Consider the following 18788-nt stretch of genomic DNA (forward strand, 5'->3'; position numbering starts at 1 on the left):
TTATGGAAAATGGGTGAGAATCTCACCATTGGGTGTTACTTCCACAATCCCCATGAGAAGATTGCGTACCATATCTGTACGGATTTGTTGCTTCATGGTTTCAAAGCCAGCATAGGCCTCCTGATAGTACTCCACGATAGGGTTCTTTTGAGAAGCAGACTGATTTCCGATTGCTAGACTGAGCTGTTGGAGATAGTCGACTTGCTCAACCCAGTTGTCATCAATAGCCTTGAGCATGGATATTCTCAGAAAAGGATCATAGAGCTGGTGAGGTTGGAGGAGTTCCTTTTTGGCTGCGATTTCCTTGGCTATTATTTCCTCTAGTAACTCCCGAATCTGATCTGCATCAGCTAAATCCAGATCAGCTGGTAATTCTCTCATCCCAAAGCTAATATTGGTCACGATGAAGTGAAAGAGTTCTTGGGGGCTGCTATAGGCTTTTTCTGAGATTTGTTTGGTATAGTCTGCCAGTATGTCCTCAAGGATATGCTCTAAATCACGGCTCCCATCCAGCAAGCGATCTCTTTCTTTGTAGACCATCTGACGCTGAATATTGACGCTTTCCGCATACTCTAAGGTTTGTCTGCGTGCAGAGCGACTGGCACTATCACTAGCCTCTTGGGCTTTTCTGACGAGATTGCGGTACTTGCGAGCCTTGAGTAGGATAGGTTTGCTAATATCTTCCACTTGGTAGTCTTGATACAGGTCGTGAACCCAAGACGGCCCGAACTTTTTGATCACATCATCTTCAAGCGATACGAAAAATTGAGACATGCCTGGATCACCCTGGCGACCAGAACGACCTCTGATTTGCAGGTCAATTCGTTGGCTCTCCATCCGCTCGGTACCAATCACAATCAAACCACCCAATTCTGCAACACCTGGACCGAGCTTGATATCTGTCCCGCGACCTGCCATAGAAGTCGCAACGGTCACTGCCCCCATCTGTCCAGACTCTGCGATGATCTGGGCTTCACGCGCCGCATGATTGGCATTGAGGACATTGTGGGAAATCCCCTCTCGCAAGAGCAAGGACGAGTAAAGCTGGGACATTTCAACAGATCCGACAAAGATCAGGAGCGGATTGCCTTTGGCGTGATAGGTCTTGATTGCTTCCAGAGAGGCATAGACTTTCTCAGGGAGGGTCACATAGAGATTGTCCGGATGGTCCATTCGCCTAAGTGGGCGATTGGTCGGAATGCGAATGACAGACATGTTGTAGGTTTCGAAAAATTCTTTTTCTGCCACCTTTCCCGTTCCTGTCATACCTGAGATTTTGCGAAACATCTTAAAGAGACTCTGGTAGGTGATTGAAGCCATGGCTCTGGTTTCAGGAGAGAGCTTCACATGTTCCTTGGCTTCGATGGCTTGATGGAGACCGCCTTGAAGCTTGGTCATTTCCATCAAACGCCCTGTTCCCTTGTCTAACAAGACCATTTCTTGCCCTCGAATCAGGTAGTCCTTGTCCTTGGTAAAGAGCGTATGAGCTCTGAGAGCATAGACCAGATGCCGAACATAACTGGCGTACTCTTCCTTGTAGAGATGGTCGATTCCTAGGAATCCTTCAACCGTCTGAGCCCCCTTTCGGGTCAACCAAACCTGCTCTTTTTCTTCCTTGTAGATGTAGTCTTCTCCTTCAACCAAGGTCGTCACTAGGGTATCAATCATCCCATAATAGTTAGACTGGACACGGGGAGAGCCTGCGATAATCAAGGGAGTTTGGGCACTATCGAGTAGAATGTCATCGATTTCATCAATGATGACATAGTTAAAGGGAGGCAGGAACTTCCCCTCACGAGTGGAGGCAAGATTGTCATTGAGATAGTCAAATCCCAGTACACTATTGGTCGTGTAGACGATGTCCGAGGTATAGATCTTTCTTTTCTCTTCGGCAGTCAAGTCCTCTTTTGGGTCCTCTGAAAAGGGAAGACCGACAGTTAGACCTAAAAATTGGTAGACTGGGCCCATTTCACTTGCGTCCCGTCTAGCCAGATAGTCATTAGTCGTGACCAGCATGCTGCCTTTTCCCGTCAGGGCATTGAGGTAGAGGGGCATGGTTGCAGTCAAGGTCTTGCCTTCACCCGTATTCATCTCAGCCACATTTCCTTGGTGGATCACGATGGCTCCCATGACTTGCACATCATAGGGAAAGAGTCCCAAAACACGTTTATCCGCCTCACGGACAAGGGCATAGGCTTCTACCAATAGCTCATCCAAGGTTGCTCCCTGGGCAAGGCGCTGGCGAAACTCCTCTGTCTTTGTAGCCATTTCCTCATCACTGAGAGCTGCCATCTCTTCTTTGAGGGCGTTGATTTGGCTTAAAAGTTTCTTGACCTTTCTCAGTTGTCTTTCTTGATACAAACGATTAAACAACAGCATCCTCCTTAATAGAAAACGAAACAAAGTCAAGAGCCTCAAAACCTGCACTAATCAAGGAAAGGCGATAGGTGTAGGCCGTTTCAGGATAGGTGAAGCTAAAGGAAAATTGTCTTTCAATCTTCTCCTCGATAATTTCTTCATAACGGTTTAAAAAGGTCAGTTTGAGATAGAGGCCATTGGCCGGTTGAACCTGCATCTTCATAGAGAGACGGTAGATGTAATTTTTCTTGAGAAGAGGGAGGCTAGGTTGACTTCTAGTAGCCTGGTAGTTGACACTAGAATACCAGGTTTTAAGGGTTTCACCTGAAGCCAGCAAAGGGTTTTTCAGTGTAACATGACCGTCCGCATGATAGGTGATCTGGCTCCCGTAAAGATAAGTGGCTCCCATCTCGCCCCACCTAATATCCTCTCTCTTGATGATAATCATGTCTCACCTCTTCCGTATTCTTCTAGTATCATCTTGTAAAAATGAATAAACCAGGCAACGTTTGTTCCTGTGTCATCATTGTGTCGACCTGCGGTTCCTTTGGACAAGATCTTGGCTCCTGTCTGACAGAGTGTCTCCACTAGTTGGTCATAGGCACCACTATCCATATCCTCGTCCTTCATGTAAGAAAGACCAAAGGTCGTCTGGGAAAAATCAGCTTGTTTAAATCGACTCCAAAAACGTTGATCCAATTCCTTCATGTCTTTCTGGCTCACTCCTCCTGTCTGAAGGTGCAAGACATCAAAGCTAGTCGGAAAGACTCCTGGTGCCTCTAGTCGGCCCCGCTGTGCGATGGTTCCTAGATTGGTCAAGGGTTTTCCGACTACAATCCCCTTGGGTTCAAAGTAGGCTCCGTAGTAGAGGGCTGGGAAGGTTCCCATTGACAGCCCAGATAGGAGCAAGTCACTTCTATCCAAGCCTAGATAGTCTAGATAGTGTTGGATGGTTGCTTGAATTTTATCTTCTAATTCCTCAGTTCCTAGGTAAAAGGCTCCTCCTTCTAATCGAGGGTCCGAAAAGAGGAGAAAAGGGCATCTGAGATTCTTCATCATCCAGTAACCCTCAAAACCTTCCGCCGGACGGTAACCTGAGAAATAGACTGCTAGAGGTGGCTTGAAATCTCCCGGGTGAAAGAAATAGTTGATTTCCTCACGTTTTTTGTCATGCAGGATATTGCCTCCGAGAACAAACTTTCCAAACTGTTTCCGGCTCCAGCGTTGGTGGAGATTGCCGATGTTGACCTTTCCCTGGCCACGCGCTTCAAGAGAAATGCTCAGATAAGCATCATAGTCTTGCTCCACTATGATTGCTGAGGCAAAGTCTGCTTCCTCAAGGAGAATGTCCTGTCTAATCTCTGAGATGGATCCCGCTGGGATCTTTCGCAAACGCAGACGCAATTCCACGGGTCCAGTTTTTTCATATTCGAGCCAGAGTTCGATTGGCGAATGGGCTTGGACGGTCTGATTGTAGGCCCAAGAGGCTAGCTGGGTATAGGTCTTGCCAAAATCCCCTTCTAACTTCAGATGCTCAAACCCTTGATAGGAGACAGATCCTTGAAAACTCGGGTGAATCCTTATCGTAGCTGGACTCATCTTGTCCCCATAACCACCTTCAAAGAGGGAGGTGGAGAGGTCTCGAACAAAGCCCTGTCTGTCTGACAGGTCCATCGCTTGCATGCAGTGCTGTTTGATGAGGTTTTGAAGACTTTCATCCTGACTTGCAAACTGTTCTGGATAGAAAACCGTATAGGGTTCCAAGCTAGATGCAAAAGGCAACAAATCTACTAGATAAGCCTCATCCGTGAGAATGACAGCATGAAAGTGTTCTAGGTCATTCTCATCCATGATTTTCTGGATGGCAGATGGTGTGTTGGGAGGAACATGATACCAGTCTAGTTGGGCTGGTAGGGCAAGTGTATCTCGCCAATCCTCTGGACCGATTTGCAAGATCTTATACTTCTTTTCCATGAGTCACCTCCTCCAACCACTTTTCTAGCTTGATTAGGAATTGCTCCCCAGTGTGTTCCTTTATCTTTTCAATGGAATGGATTAAAGCATCATTCCACACCTGCAGACTATCGAGATAGTAATGGGCAGCTTGCGCAAAATCAGCTATATTTTCCAACAGATAGCCATTCTTCTGATGGCTGACATACTCTGTTTTGACCCTATTGATTTGAGGGATACCAGCACTAATCCCCGCTATCTGGGTATAAAGAAGAGGCTGCCTGTTCAAATCGACAATCAAACGAACAAATTCCAGCTGCTTGATTAACTCCGATTCATCCTTCATATTGACAAACGAATAGCGCTTGCTCTGATGGCGATTGTCCTCAAGCGGATTTTCAGCTCCTTGGTAATCAACTTCCTTCTCCAGTTCCTGGTCTTGAAACTGCTCTGAGACCATCTCAGCAACTCGTGTTTCCAGTTGTTTCATTTCTTCTTGACTAGCAGCAAAGGTTCCAAAGACCAGCTCCGTATCCTTGTTTTCAGAAAGGAAATGCAAGACCTGATAGAGCGCTTGGTCCTCTATCCCCTGCTCAAAGTCCAGTTGATAGTAGATGAGCGACTCCTTCCGAGTCTGACTCTTTCCCAGCTCCAAGCGGGTATCAAAAGGTGATAAATGACGAAACTTCTCTGATTGATTTGGAAAGGCAAATTGTGCCAAGCGCAAGGTGTCCTCTCTGTCGACTAGAACAAGGTCCACCTTATCCAGCAGACTTGCCAGTTGGGGTAACTGCTCTTGAGGATTTCGTCCGATAAAAAGGCTGAGAACCTTGGTACTTTGACGGGGCAATCGTTCTAAAAGGAAAGTATTATGCTGGTCACACGCAGGCAGAAAATAGGTCGTTCCTTCCTCGGGAAGGTGAGCTATTTTCTTCTCAAAAAACTCCGCAATCAATTCTCCCATATCTCGGTAGGCCTCTTTTTGGAAGCGAAAAGCAAAGATAGGATTGACCTCGATACGGCCATCATCTTGCAAATGCTCTCTAAACTGCCAAATTCCCTTGGGATTGAGATAGTCTTGGTAAATCGCCTGACCCTCTTCATAGTAAATCACACTGGAATCCAGCCCCCGATCATCCATCAGGTAATTAGCAGACAAGAGCCCATCTTCCTTGAAATACTGAATCGTACTGATAAAACCTTCTATCCCATGCTCTACCTGAGCATAGGGCTTGCCATCCTTCAGCACCAGAATGGTAAAGGGACTGTAAACAAACTCGCAGTCCTCTTCCCACTCAATATCTCTTAGTTGCAAGACCTGTGGTCGAATCTCATGAAAATCCTGCAATTCATCAAATAAGGAATAAACCGGTGCTTCTAAAATACCTTGGCGATGGAGAAAATAGCGCAAATGAGGCTGATAGGACAAAAGGAGGACCTGTGCAGGGATTCCTTGGCGTTGCATCAGGCGAATCTGATTAAAGGTGTCATCAAATTCTAGCTTGAAATGAGAAAAATACCAGGGTGTCAAATCAGCATGCCAGGGACGCTCCTTGCCATACCAGGCTGGGATAAAGTAATACATCAAAACCTCCTAGAATAGTGGCCGATACCTTTCATTTAGTCGGAGCGCTTGCAATTCGTCGTGAATCGTAAAGAGCATACCACTCAAAATTAAAAAGAGTCCGGGAATCATGCTGACTTTTAACAAACTCTCATCCTTCAAGACAAACAAGATCGGAAGTCCAGCCAAGGTAACGTTAAAGACTGCACCTATCAGAGCAAATCGTAGAACCAAACGGTTAATAAAGCGACTGGTATCCTCACCCGGATAGACCCCATAGATGTAATCTCCTGATTGCTTCATCCGATCTGCGATCTGTTGTCCACTCACATTGACAAAGGCAAAGGCAATGCTAAAGACAAAGAGGATAAGGATATAAGCGTATATCCACAAGGGTTTCCCCATCGCATACTGCTCCAGTATGGCAGGGTAGAGCGGATTGCCCTTATCCAGATGTTGAAGCAAGAGCAAGAGATAAGAAGGTAAGCCCATGAGACTCATCACATACATATAAGGCATGCCACCAGCAGGATTGAGCATGATTTCCAGATAGGAATAGCGTTTAAAGCGAGAATGAAGGCCTATTTTATTGATAGGGATGCGGTATCTAGCTCGGTAAAAGAGAACGACTAGATAGGTAAAGAGGACTCCAAGTATCAGTAACAGGAAAAGCAGCCAAGGAGAGATCTTATGAACTTGGACCGATTGGATGATGTCCTGAGGGAGTGAAGCCACCATACTCGCCAATAAAATGACGATTGGGCCTCCAACTCCGATAGACGCATTGATGTCAGACAGCCAAACTAAGAAGAAGGTCCCCGCAACCAAAAGGCTGGTATTGAGGAGAAAGACCAAGAAGGGATTGTAGGGAGCTTGGACAGGAAGGTTTGTCGTCAAGGCCAAGGCCTGAATCAAGGCAATCCCTAACGTCAAGTACATTTTCCGTCTATCCTGGACTTCCGAAGAAACCGAGTTTAAGCCCAGTTTCTTTGAAAAGGAAAACATCTGCCACAAGATCATAGCTGACATCCAAGGTGAAAGCCCGATGGAAAAGAGAGAGAGACTGCGAAGATTTCCACCAGTCAGGGCTACTGAAAAGTCCAGATAGGCTGCGCTTCCTCCGAGAAAATCCCGACTATTGAGATCAACAAAAGGAAGAGCCAGACGACTCCCGAGCACATAAATAAAGAGCAAAAATAGGGTGCGCATCCCTTTTTTTACTGCTATCGATGAACGAAATTCTTTCACTAGCTCCTCCTTTTCATTTTATCTTTCTGTCCTGTCACACGGGAACAATCTTGTCCTTCCATCTTAGAATTTTCAAATCTCTATCTCAGTTTTCGTGAGCTTTCTCGTCCAGATAAGCTGTCAGAGCTGCTACCATTTCTTCCGGTCTTTCTGCTGAGAAAATACCCGCATAGGCACTTTCAGGTAGTTCTCGCGACTGGGTATTGTCAAAAGTCAAGATCGGTTTCTCAAAGCGTGAAACATAGTCATAAACAACACTCAACTTGTTATCGTGGTTAATATCTAGGTAGACATCTGTCTGCTGGATCAGTTTCTCGACCAAGAGGGGGAAGGTGTTGGGATAGAGGGTCACATTTTCAAAACGTGACAAGAGCATGAGTTCAGGTGCCATCGTCGTATAGGCTGCGATGTAGAAATGCACCTCTGGCAAGGCTTGAACCAGATAGTCGATTTTCTCAAGATGCCAAGAATTGGTCAAATTAACACAAGTCATAACTGGCTGATAGACTGTGACTGGATAGTCAATTCCGGCCTGACGCCATTTTTCAGTAATAGCAGACCACTCCATCAGATGATAGTGCCACCAAACCTCACGCAAACGCCCAACCGAATGAGTATTCCAAGGTTTGTCCTGAGAGAGGAAATGCAAGATGGCTGGCAGAGGCTCCAAAGGAATCTGGAAGATAAATTCATGTCCATGTGAGGCAGCCCCACTGTCAAAACCAATCTGGAAATTATAGTTTTGATCCAGAGAAGCATAGCTGTCATGAAAGAGCATATTGAGGATGGACTGGTCTCCCTCACTCACATGTTGGTGTTCCCGTTCCGTCAGCTCAACAAGTTTTTTTCTTACAGCTTCTGACCGCCACTTTTTGTTGTTTATCAAGAGAACACCTGCATTAAAGCCAACCCCAACTCCAAAACAAGATGGCGCAGCAGCCAGGTAGTTTTCTCCCAAGTCCATTTCAAAGAGAGCCGTCAGATCAGCCGTCACAACCAAATCACTGTCCAAGTATAGAACCTTATCCTCTTCGACAAAATCAGGGATAAAATAACGGGCAAAGGTCATGTGATTGATATGGGGCAATTTGTTACTCCAGTTCATCTGAAACTGGGCGCCAAGCATCTTGACATCCACTAACTTACCGCCCATTTGCTCTACTATCGGTCTGAGAGCACGGAACCACTCCTGGGGAATATCCTGGTTAAAGATATAGACCTTGACATGACTATTATGATAGCAGAGAGACTTGAGCGCTGTTTCAATCTGGCGGATATAGGCATAATCTCCTGCGAGAACAATTGTTTTTTTCATTTAGTTTCCTTCAGTTTACAACGACTGCTTCTGTGATTCCAAAAGCGTGCGGATAGACTCGATCATTTGATCTACGGCCGCCGGTGAGTAGACATGACTGTAACCACTCGAGTCATGACTAGTGGTCTCAAAAGCAAATATAGGGATTTCTCTTTGCTGCACCTCTTGGATAATGTTTGCAATTTCATCCTCATGATTGATATCCAAGTAAAAGTCAATCTTTTCCAAGATTTTTCTGACATTCATGGGATTAAAGTAAGGATAGAGGCGTACATTCAGATGTGATTGCAAATTCATGATTTCCGGCGCAAAATTGGTATGAGCTAGGATAGAGAACTCTACATCTGGCAGTTCTTGGATCAGGTGTTCGATTCTCTCTATATGACACGTATTGGTAAAAATAGCGGTCGCATACTGGGGAGCCTGAACTAAAGATGCCAATCCTTTATGGAAATCACATTTTTTCATGACGATATCAGACCACTCTAGTCCGTAGTAAAACCACCAGTCCGCCCTGAAACGATTGAGGTTGATTTGGTACCAAGGCTTGTCCCCTGTATAATGGATAATCTGGGCTGTCTTCTCAACAGCAAGAGAATCCCTATACCAAGAATCCATCTGGTAATTTCGGGCCACCGTATCCATACCAACCATAAAATTATAGGTAGCTGGCAGCGGTTTCCAACGACCTTCAAACAGGTGATTTAACACGCCCTGATCGCCAAAAACTTGGTCATGCAGTTGGTCTGTCAAGCTCAGCAAGTGCTCCGTCACCTTTTCTTGACGCCAGAGAGCGACATTGATTAGCATGACTCCAGAATTAAAAGTGCTAGGAACTAGAGCATCTGCGACAGCAGCTACTGGCCAGTCCGCCATATCTTCTAAAAAGAGTTGATCTAAGTTTGATCTAACGATGATATCCGAATCCAGGTACAAGGCTAGGTCTTCGCTGACATACTGAGGAATAAAATAGCGAAAGTAAGCCGCGTAACTTAGATGAGACAAGGGAAGATGATACTCTTTTAAGCCATGATGACTAATCTTGACATTGACGATTTTTGAGGCTAGAGGCTCTAGACGTCTCTCCATGAGCTGAAACCATTCAGATGGCAAATCATCATTGAAAACATAAAAAGTCACTGCTCGGTTATGGGCGCAGATTGACTTGATTGTTGTCTCAATCTTGTCCATATAAGCATTATCACCACCGAGTACAATGGCTTTTTGAAGCTCTTTTTTCATTTCGTCCCCTTTTCTTTTCACATTCTTTTGGCTACTTTTCTACTACTATAGTTCTGATTTTTTCGATGATTATCTCACCTTCCTATTATACCTTTTCCCCTAGTTTATTTCAAACTCAAAAGAGGATTTTCCCCTTCTCACATATAGAAAAAACCTTTGAAAAATCATGTTTTCAAAGGTTTTCCATTTTACTATTTATTCATTGATTTTTATATCTTATCAACGACTTTCTTGATCGTCATTCTGACTCTTCTTGGCAAGAAGACCGATACCTGTCACAGCTGCCAATGCTCCCAACAAAGCAGATGCTACCGAAGTCGACGCTCCTGTATTTGGCAAGGCTTGTTTCGGCTTGCTTGAAGCGGATTGACCTTGGCTTGCAATGCTGGCCATTGAGAGAGAAATGCTTGTTGAAGTAGATACCAGAGCACTTGCTGACGCAGATCCACTAATAGAATCTGAAGCCGAGAGACTAGTACTAATCGACATTGACTCGCTCACTGATATACTTGCTGAAATCGAAGCACTTTCTAGAGTCGATTCACTGGCTAACATGCTAGCTGAGAGTGATGCGCTCGTTGAAATAGATTCGCTCACTGATGTACTTGCTGAGATTGAAGCACTTTCCAATGCTAACTCGGCTGCTAGCATACTTGCAGAAGTTGAAGTACTTGTTGAAGCGGATTGACTCGAACTTGCCGATACAGACTCACTTGTGCTGACTGAGGCTGACTCACTTGCGCTGACTGAAGCAGATTCACTGGTGCTTACAGACGCTGATTGGCTCGAGCTTACTGAGGCTGACTCACTTGCGCTCGCTGATGCAGACTGACTAGCACTCAATGAAGCCGATTCGCTTGAGCTTACTGATGCCGATTGACTTGAGCTTACAGATGCAGATTCACTCGAACTTACTGAAGCTGACTGGCTCGCGCTGACTGAGGCAGACTGGCTCGCGCTGACTGAGGCAGACTGGCTCGCGCTGGCTGAAGCGGATTGGCTTGCACTCAATGAAGCCGATTGACTTGAACTTGCAGACGCTGACTGACTGGAGCTTACTGAGGCTGACTCACTCGAACTTGCTGAGGCTGACTGGCTCGAGCTCAATGAAGCTGATTGACTGGCACTCACCGAAGCAGACTGGCTCGAGCTCGCTGAGGCAGACTGGCTGAAGCTGATCGATGCAGACTGACTTGTGCTTACAGATGCCGATTGACTTGCACTCAATGAAGCCGATTGACTGGAGCTTACAGACGCTGACTGGCTCGAGCTCACTGACGCTGATTGACTCGAGCTCGCTGATGCAGATTCACTTGCACTCAATGATGCAGATTGACTCGAGCTTACTGAGGCAGACTGACTTGCGCTCACTGAGGCGGATTGACTTGAGCTCGCTGAAGCGGATTGGCTTGCGCTCGCTGAGGCTGATTCGCTTGAACTTACTGAGGCTGATTGACTTGCGCTTACTGAGGCGGACTGGCTAGCACTAACTGAAGCAGATTGGCTTGAACTTACTGAGGCGGATTGACTAGCGCTGACTGAAGCTGACTGACTAGCGCTGACTGAAGCTGACTGACTCGAACTTGCAGATGCAGACTGACTGGCACTCACTGAGGCTGATTGGCTAGCGCTCGCTGAGGCTGACTCGCTTGAACTTACTGAGGCGGATTGACTTGCGCTGGCTGAGGCTGACTGACTCGAACTTACCGAAGCAGACTGGCTCGCACTTGCAGATGCTGATTGGCTCGCGCTGGCTGAGGCTGACTGGCTGGCGCTCGCTGATGCTGACTCACTTGCACTCAATGATGCGGATTGGCTCGAACTTACTGAAGCAGATTGGCTAGCGCTCGCTGATGCGGATTGACTAGAGCTCACTGACGCTGATTGACTGGCACTCAATGAAGCGGATTGGCTGGAGCTTACTGAAACAGATTGACTAACGCTTATTGAGGCTGACTGGCTCGCACTCACTGAAGCGGATTCGCTTGTGCTTACCGAAGCAGATTGACTCGAACTTGCCGAAGCAGACTGACTTGAGCTTACAGACGCTGATTGACTCGAGCTTACTGATGCTGACTGACTAACGCTCGCTGAAGTGGACTGACTCGAACTTGCAGACGCAGATTGGCTCGAGCTGACTGAAGCGGATTGGCTAGCACTCACTGAAGCGGATTGACTAACGCTTATTGAGGCTGACTGGCTCGCACTCACTGAAGCGGATTCGCTTGTGCTTACCGAAGCAGATTGACTCGAACTTGCCGAAGCGGATTCACTTGCACTTGCAGATGCTGACTGGCTTGAGCTTACTGAAGCGGATTGGCTTGAGCTTACCGAAGCTGACTGGCTGGAGCTTGCAGATGCTGATTGGCTGGCACTTGCAGATGCTGACTCACTTGCGCTGGCTGATGCCGATTGACTAGCACTTACGGAAACTGACTCACTTGCGCTGACTGAGGCTGATCGACTCGCACTGGCTGATGCCGATTCGCTGGAGCTAGCTGAGGCGGATTGACTCGAACTTGCAGATGCTGACTGGCTTGAACTTACTGAGGCAGATTGACTAGCACTCAATGAGGCAGATTGACTCGAACTTGCAGATGCTGACTCACTTGCGCTCGCTGAAGCAGATTCACTTGTGCTTATTGATGCAGACTGGCTCGAGCTCGCTGAAGCAGATTGGCTGGAGCTTACTGAAGCTGACTGGCTGGCACTCGCTGACGCTGATTGGCTAGCGCTCACTGAGGCGGATTGGCTTGAGCTGACCGATGCTGATTGGCTAGCGCTCACTGACGCTGATTGGCTAGCGCTCACTGAGGCGGATTGGCTTGAGCTGACCGATGCTGATTGGCTAACGCTGACTGATGCAAACTGGCTTGCGCTGGCTGAAGCCGATTGACTAGCACTCAATGATGCAGATTGGCTCGAGCTGACTGAAGCGGATTCACTGGAGCTTACTGAGGCTGACTCACTTGCGCTTACTGATGCGGATTGACTCGAGCTGACTGAGGCTGACTGGCTAGCGCTAACTGAAGCAGATTGGCTTGAACTTACTGAGGCGGATTGACTCGAGCTTACTGAGACAGATTGGCTTGAGCTTACGGACGCAGACTGACTTGCGCTCACTGATGCTGATTGACTTGCGCTCGCTGAAGCGGATTGACTTGCGCTCGCTGAGGCGGATTCGCTTGAACTTACTGAGGCGGATTGACTTGCGCTCGCTGAAGCGGATTGGCTCGAACTTGCCGACGCAGATTGACTAGAGCTTACTGAAGCGGATTGACTCGAGCTGACTGAGGCAGACTGGCTAGCGCTGGCTGATGCGGACTGACTTGCGCTTACTGATACGGATTGGCTCGAGCTGACTGAGGCTGACTGGCTGGAGCTTGCTGAGGCAGATTGGCTGGAGCTCGCTGACGCGGACTGGCTCGAACTCGCTGAAGCTGATTGGCTGGAGCTTACAGATGCTGATTGGCTGGCACTTGCTGAAGCGGATTGGCTCGCACTCACTGAAGCTGACTGGCTCGAGCTTACGGACGCTGATTGACTTGAGCTTACGGATGCGGATTGACTGGCACTTACTGATGCAGACTGACTAGCGCTCGCTGAGGCTGATTCGCTTGAACTTACTGAGGCTGATTGACTTGCGCTCGCTGAAGCTGACTGACTTGAGCTAACCGATGCAGATTCACTGGAGCTTACTGAAGCTGACTGACTTGCACTCACTGACGCTGACTGACTCGAACTTGCCGACGCAGATTGACTAGCGCTCGCTGAAGCGGATTGACTGGCACTTGCAGACGCTGATTGACTGGCACTCACTGAAGCTGATCGACTCGCACTCAATGAAGCGGACTGGCTCGAACTTACAGATGCTGATTGGCTCGAACTTACTGAAACAGATTGACTAGCACTTACTGAAGCGGATTCGCTGGCGCTTACTGAGGCTGATTGACTCGAACTTGCAGATGCAGATTGGCTCGAGCTTACTGAAGCGGACTGACTAGCACTTACTGAGGCTGACTCACTTGCACTCAATGATGCGGATTGGCTAGCACTCGCTGAAGCCGATTGACTCGAACTTACTGATGCTGATTCGCTTGAACTTACTGAGGCAGACTGGCTTGAGCTTACGGACGCAGACTGGCTGGCACTTACTGAAGCCGATTCGCTGGAGCTCGCTGAGGCGGATTGACTCGAACTTGCAGAAGCCGACTGGCTTGAACTTACAGACGCAGATTGACTAGCACTCACTGAGGCTGACTGGCTCGCACTCACTGAAGCGGATTGACTCGAACTTGCCGATGCGGATTGACTCGAGCTTACTGAAGCAGATTGGCTGGAGCTTACTGATGCGGACTGACTCGAACTTACTGATGCTGACTGGCTTGAGCTTACTGATGCAGATTGGCTCGAGCTAGCTGAAGCTGACTGGCTAGCGCTGGCTGACGCAGATTGGCTGGAGCTTACGGACGCTGATTGGCTCGAACTTACTGATGCTGATTGACTTGAACTTACTGATGCTGATTGGCTAGCACTTACCGAAGCTGACTGGCTCGAACTTACTGATGCTGATTGGCTCGAACTCGCTGAAGCAGACTGGCTATTACTTACTGAAATTGACGCTTGATTTGGCGTGATTTGCCCATTAAATGTATCTGAAACCAAACCATCCACAGTCGTACTTGCAGTCACTGGTCCACTTGGAAGTCGTCCTCCATTGCGATCATATACTTTCTTCAAGTCAGTTGCAGTAAAGGTTACACTGGTAGAACTCCCCGTTGCTTGTTTGGTGAATGTTTCCCCTGCAATTGTAAGAGTAACAGTCCCACCTGGAGTCACTCCATCTACCGTAATCGCTTGATTTGTGAGACCACCTTTTTCGTTAAGATATTGATTCTCTATCCTTGGCGTCTGAGGGCGCACAGTAAAGCTCACGTCAATTTCATCCGTACTTCCATCTGGATAAGTTACCACCGCTGTCAAAGTATGCCGACCAGCAGACAAATTCGTATTGGTTCCAGATTTCCAAGTATAGGTTGTTCTAGTTCCCTTAGTAATTCCTGTAGTAGGTAATTCTGGTGTCCCTGTAGCATTCGTGATGTACTGACTGGCTTCACCAACAGAAACAGTCCCTGAATTGGCCGTTAGAGTAAAGTTTCGATTCACCTCAGCATTGATAGCTGGTTCGTACTTTTCAGACTGAGCATGGACTTCAAATTGAATTGCGGCAGGGTTGGCTGTTAAATCTTTTACAAGACCTACGTCAGTAGTATTTCCGCTAAAATTACCTTCCTGATCATAGGTGAAAACATAACGGGTCCACAAACTATTTACTGCTTGATTTTTTCCAACAGAACCCGTGATTGAAACGGTGAAAGGATTTGATGCTGTAGCATTTCCATCTTTGGCTAGTTTATTTGTCGGAACAATCATGCTGATACTTTGACCATTACTCGTAGTGAATGAGACAACAGTTGAAGTAGCCGGATAGGCCGCGGGAACAGCAGTAGGAACAAATTTTGCATGTTCAATTCGACCACTGTTATCAGTAAACTCAATGGTCCCAGAAAAATTTTCTTCTCGATAAATTATAAATTTTTGCCCTTCTAGAACTGCGCCACCTGTAACGGTTATTTTCTGAAGTTCTGGCTTCTCAGTATCCCTAGCAGCTCTGAAGCTAGCGGTATTTGAAGCTTGGGTCAAAGCTTGTCCATTTCTGCTGTCACGAAGTCCAGAGTTGGCACGTAACACAGCATTTGCAATGCTATTTCGAGCTTCTGTAGCCTTATTCAAAATAGAAGTAAAATCAGAAAGCTCCCCTTTCAAGGACTTTTCAATCTCATTGTTGACAAGACTAGCCTTGGCAATTGCCTCATCCGAGTTTGGAAGTCCCTGCGCTTGAACTAGAAATTGCCCAATCTCGGCTGATAAGGACTCTAATTTCTTCCGTTTTTCTTCATTTTGTTTTTCCGTCATGGCAACGGAAGTCATAGTCAGACCTGATTCAGCCGTCACATCTTCATTCTTTACAAGACCAGACTCACTTTGAGGCAAGGATTCTGTAGAAAAATCAACTGCTTTTAGTTCTTTTGAAGAATGAGATTCTTTCACCGACTCCCGAGCTGACTCATTTGCTTGGTAGTTACTTTGAACACCAACCGAAGCTCTCTCTGACAGAACACTATTCGCTTGATTTCGTGTTCCAAGGGATTCACTAGAACTAGCAGTTACACTTTGACTGTTTGCCAAGGATTGACTAGTAGAAGCAGATTGGCTCATCGACTGGCTCACGCTAGAAGAGTTTGAGGCACTGATAGACTGGCTCGTAGAGGCAGATTGACTGGAGCTCTGCGAATTGAATTCTGACAATGACTGGCTTTGACTGGTAGACAAAGACAAGCTAGCAGTATCTTGATGATCCCGAGTCGTCCCCAGCACTACTGAATCTCTCGTCGCCAGGGTATCTTTTGATTCGACAGTCTTTTCAACAGCGACTGCATCATTGGCATAAACACGCGTTTGCGTCGCAGCAAAACCACCTAAGATCGTCCCCGTAGCTGCTATCCCTTTCAAGACATCCAAGCCGGTCAACTTCTGCCCTTCTTGCTTTTCGACCATTTCAGTCTTTACTTGGCTCGTATCCGCACTTCCACGCATCACCTTAAATAAGCCAAAAAGGGAAGTCGAGGCCCGTAGCCAATGCTTCCCTGATTTGATTAATTTGAACCGAGTTACACGGTCTGTTTCTCTATATTCACCCTTCTGGCGTCTAAAAAACATGTTACTTCCCTCTATATGAAAAAGAATTTATTCACCTATAAAAACTATCTCCTTATTATATACCAAATATACCTACAATTCAATATCTATAACTTACTCTGAAGAAAGAAAATGATTTCAAAAATAACTTTATTTCAAAACTATTCTGTTTTTTCAATATAATCTTCATTTTTTGCTCTGTTAATATATTTTGTTTACTTTATAACCTTTTCTAAATGCTTAAAAAATTGAGTAACTAATTCCAATCACTCAGGGAATTGATTTTTATTCAAAATATAGAAAAAGTCCATGAATCAATAGCAGCCACAGACTTTTAGGAGTAGAGTATTTAAAGGTAGTTTCACAAATGAACTAATGAGACCGGTAGCCGAGGTAACTTTCTATCCTTTCCAACAAAAAAATCCACGAATCAAAAACATTCGAGGACTTTTCTTACGTCGCATTTAAGCAAAATGCCATACTAATTAATAGCCGTAATCTACGACACTGAGTTTTACAAATCGATTTCATTTGTAAAACGTGGTTACGACGGAAAAATCCACGAATCGATAATATTCGTGGATTTTTCCTAGTGAAGCGTTTAGGTAAGCCGCCATGGCGATTACCGTCAAATGACAGCAACTTTATGTTGCTAGTCATTTGTAACGATTTACATCTTTTCCTCCAACTCTACGTCTGGATACTTGTCCGCAAACCAGCGGAGGGCAAAGTCATTTTCAAAGAGGAAGACTGGTTGGTCAAAACGGTCTTTGGCCAAGATATTGCGGCTTGAGGACATGCGCTCGTCCAAGTCCTCAGGCTTGATCCAACGAACGGTCTTTTTACCCATTGGGCTCATGACTACTTCTGCATTGTACTCGCCTTCCATACGGTGCTTAAAGACTTCAAATTGGAGTTGTCCCACAGCGCCTAGCATGTACTCGCCTGTTTGGTAATTCTTGTAAAGCTGAATGGCTCCTTCTTGCACCAATTGTTCAATCCCCTTGTGGAAGGATTTTTGTTTCATGACATTCTTAGCAGAAACTTTCATGAAAATCTCAGGTGTAAAGGTTGGCAGTGGTTCAAATTCAAACTTGTTTTTTCCAACCGTCAAGGTGTCTCCAACCTGATAAGTCCCCGTATCATAAACCCCGATGATATCACCTGCAACAGCATTGGTCACATTTTCACGACTTTCCGCCATAAACTGAGTCACATTCGATAGTTTGGCACCCTTACCAGTACGAGGCAGATTGACACTCATACCTCGCTCAAATTCACCCGATACGATACGGACAAAGGCGATACGGTCACGGTGACGAGGATCCATATTAGCTTGGATTTTAAAGACAAATCCTGAGAAATCCTTGTCATAAGGATCCACAATTTCGCCATCTGTTTTCTTGTGTCCATGTGGTTCTGGAGCAAACTTAAGGAAGGTCTCAAGGAAGGTCTGCACTCCAAAGTTAGTGAGGGCTGAACCAAAGAAGACTGGCGTCAGTTCTCCTGCAAGAATAGCTTCTTCTGAAAATTCATTTCCTGCTTCTTGAAGGAGTTCGATATCGTCCTTAACCTGAGCGTAGAAAGGATTACTTCCAAAGAGCTTGTCCCCTTCTTCCAGACTGGCAAAACGCTCATCTCCTTTATAGAGTTCCAAGCGTTGGTTATAGAGGTCATACAAGCCTTCGAAGGCTTTCCCCATCCCGATTGGCCAGTTCATAGGATAGCTCGCAATACCTAGGACTTCTTCCAATTCTTGCAAGAGGTCCAGTGGCTCACGACCATCACGGTCCAGCTTGTTCATAAAGGTAAAGACTGGAATGCCACGGTGCTTCACAACCTCAAACAATTTCTTGGTTTGGGCCTCGATACCCTTGGCAGAGTCCACGACCATGACCGCAGCATCCACCGCCATCAAAGTACGATAGGTATCTTCTGAGAAGTCCTCGTGCCCTGGTGTGTCTAGGATATTGACGCGCTTGCCATCGTAGTCAAACTGCATAACAGATGAAGTGACCGAAATCCCACGTTGTTTCTCAATATCCATCCAGTCAGACTTGGCAAAAGTCCCTGTTTTCTTTCCTTTAACCGTACCAGCCTCACGAATCTCGCCTCCAAAATAGAGCAACTGCTCAGTAATAGTTGTTTTCCCGGCATCCGGGTGGGAGATGATGGCAAAGGTACGGCGTTTCTTGATTTCTTCTTGAATAGTCATAAGTTCTCTTTCTTTGATTTTCTATTTTTAGTTGTTTCAGTAGCTAAGAATGATCTCTACATTGGATTTTACTATTCCTTTCAACTCTCCATTATAGCGGATTTTGGGGAGTTTTTCAATTGCTCATCCGATGA

9 protein-coding genes are annotated in these 18788 nt (G+C 46.2%); all 9 read right to left on the reverse strand.

The window, feature by feature from the left end:
- On the reverse strand, positions 1–2373 hold the full coding sequence (secA2, locus tag NYE79_RS08150; protein WP_216728874.1) for an accessory Sec system translocase SecA2: 2373 nt from the start codon (positions 2371–2373) through the stop codon (positions 1–3).
- A complete protein-coding gene (asp3, locus tag NYE79_RS08155; protein WP_084860244.1) occupies positions 2366–2806 on the reverse strand; it encodes an accessory Sec system protein Asp3 in 441 nt (146 codons plus the stop codon). The genes secA2 and asp3 overlap by 8 nt, the downstream gene beginning before the upstream one ends.
- Complete coding sequence (asp2, locus tag NYE79_RS08160) at positions 2803–4332, reverse strand: accessory Sec system protein Asp2 (protein ID WP_339293676.1); 1530 nt, start codon at positions 4330–4332, stop codon at positions 2803–2805. The genes asp3 and asp2 overlap by 4 nt, the downstream gene beginning before the upstream one ends.
- Positions 4316–5896: an accessory Sec system protein Asp1 gene (gene asp1, locus NYE79_RS08165; RefSeq protein WP_278275905.1), complete on the reverse strand. Its 1581-nt coding sequence runs from the start codon at positions 5894–5896 to the stop codon at positions 4316–4318. Before asp1 ends, asp2 begins: the two co-directional genes overlap by 17 nt.
- 9 nt (positions 5897–5905) lie before the next feature.
- On the reverse strand, positions 5906–7123 hold the full coding sequence (gene secY2 / locus NYE79_RS08170) for an accessory Sec system protein translocase subunit SecY2 (RefSeq protein ID WP_278275904.1): 1218 nt from the start codon (positions 7121–7123) through the stop codon (positions 5906–5908).
- Positions 7124–7208: 85 nt separating this feature from the next.
- Complete coding sequence (locus NYE79_RS08175; protein ID WP_278275903.1) at positions 7209–8438, reverse strand: glycosyltransferase; 1230 nt, start codon at positions 8436–8438, stop codon at positions 7209–7211.
- Between the two features lie 15 nt (positions 8439–8453).
- Positions 8454–9680 (reverse strand): glycosyltransferase, encoded by a 1227-nt coding sequence (locus NYE79_RS08180; protein WP_278275902.1) that lies wholly within the window; start codon positions 9678–9680, stop codon positions 8454–8456.
- Positions 9681–9899: 219 nt separating this feature from the next.
- Positions 9900–16460, reverse strand: coding sequence for an accessory Sec-dependent serine-rich glycoprotein adhesin (locus tag NYE79_RS08185; protein WP_339293677.1), 6561 nt, complete (start codon positions 16458–16460; stop codon positions 9900–9902).
- A gap of 649 nt (positions 16461–17109) precedes the next feature.
- A complete protein-coding gene (locus NYE79_RS08190; RefSeq protein WP_000155103.1) occupies positions 17110–18654 on the reverse strand; it encodes a peptide chain release factor 3 in 1545 nt (514 codons plus the stop codon).
- Positions 18655–18788 lie beyond the last annotated feature (134 nt).

This window comes from Streptococcus sp. FSL W8-0197, from assembly GCF_037963785.1.
In the GTDB taxonomy this organism is placed as follows: domain Bacteria; phylum Bacillota; class Bacilli; order Lactobacillales; family Streptococcaceae; genus Streptococcus; species Streptococcus oralis_CQ.

What these genes read in the sequence shown, in the direction of transcription:
- NYE79_RS08180 (WP_278275902.1), bottom strand. Translation starts at nt 9,680, where the DNA reads ATGAAAAAAGAGCTTCAAAAAGCCATTGTACTCGGTGGTGATAATGCT.
- asp3 (WP_084860244.1), bottom strand. Translation starts at nt 2,806, where the DNA reads ATGATTATCATCAAGAGAGAGGATATTAGGTGGGGCGAGATGGGAGCC.
- NYE79_RS08185 (WP_339293677.1), bottom strand. Translation starts at nt 16,460, where the DNA reads ATGTTTTTTAGACGCCAGAAGGGTGAATATAGAGAAACAGACCGTGTA.
- NYE79_RS08190 (WP_000155103.1), bottom strand. Translation starts at nt 18,654, where the DNA reads ATGACTATTCAAGAAGAAATCAAGAAACGCCGTACCTTTGCCATCATC.
- asp1 (WP_278275905.1), bottom strand. Translation starts at nt 5,896, where the DNA reads ATGTATTACTTTATCCCAGCCTGGTATGGCAAGGAGCGTCCCTGGCAT.
- asp2 (WP_339293676.1), bottom strand. Translation starts at nt 4,332, where the DNA reads ATGGAAAAGAAGTATAAGATCTTGCAAATCGGTCCAGAGGATTGGCGA.
- NYE79_RS08175 (WP_278275903.1), bottom strand. Translation starts at nt 8,438, where the DNA reads ATGAAAAAAACAATTGTTCTCGCAGGAGATTATGCCTATATCCGCCAG.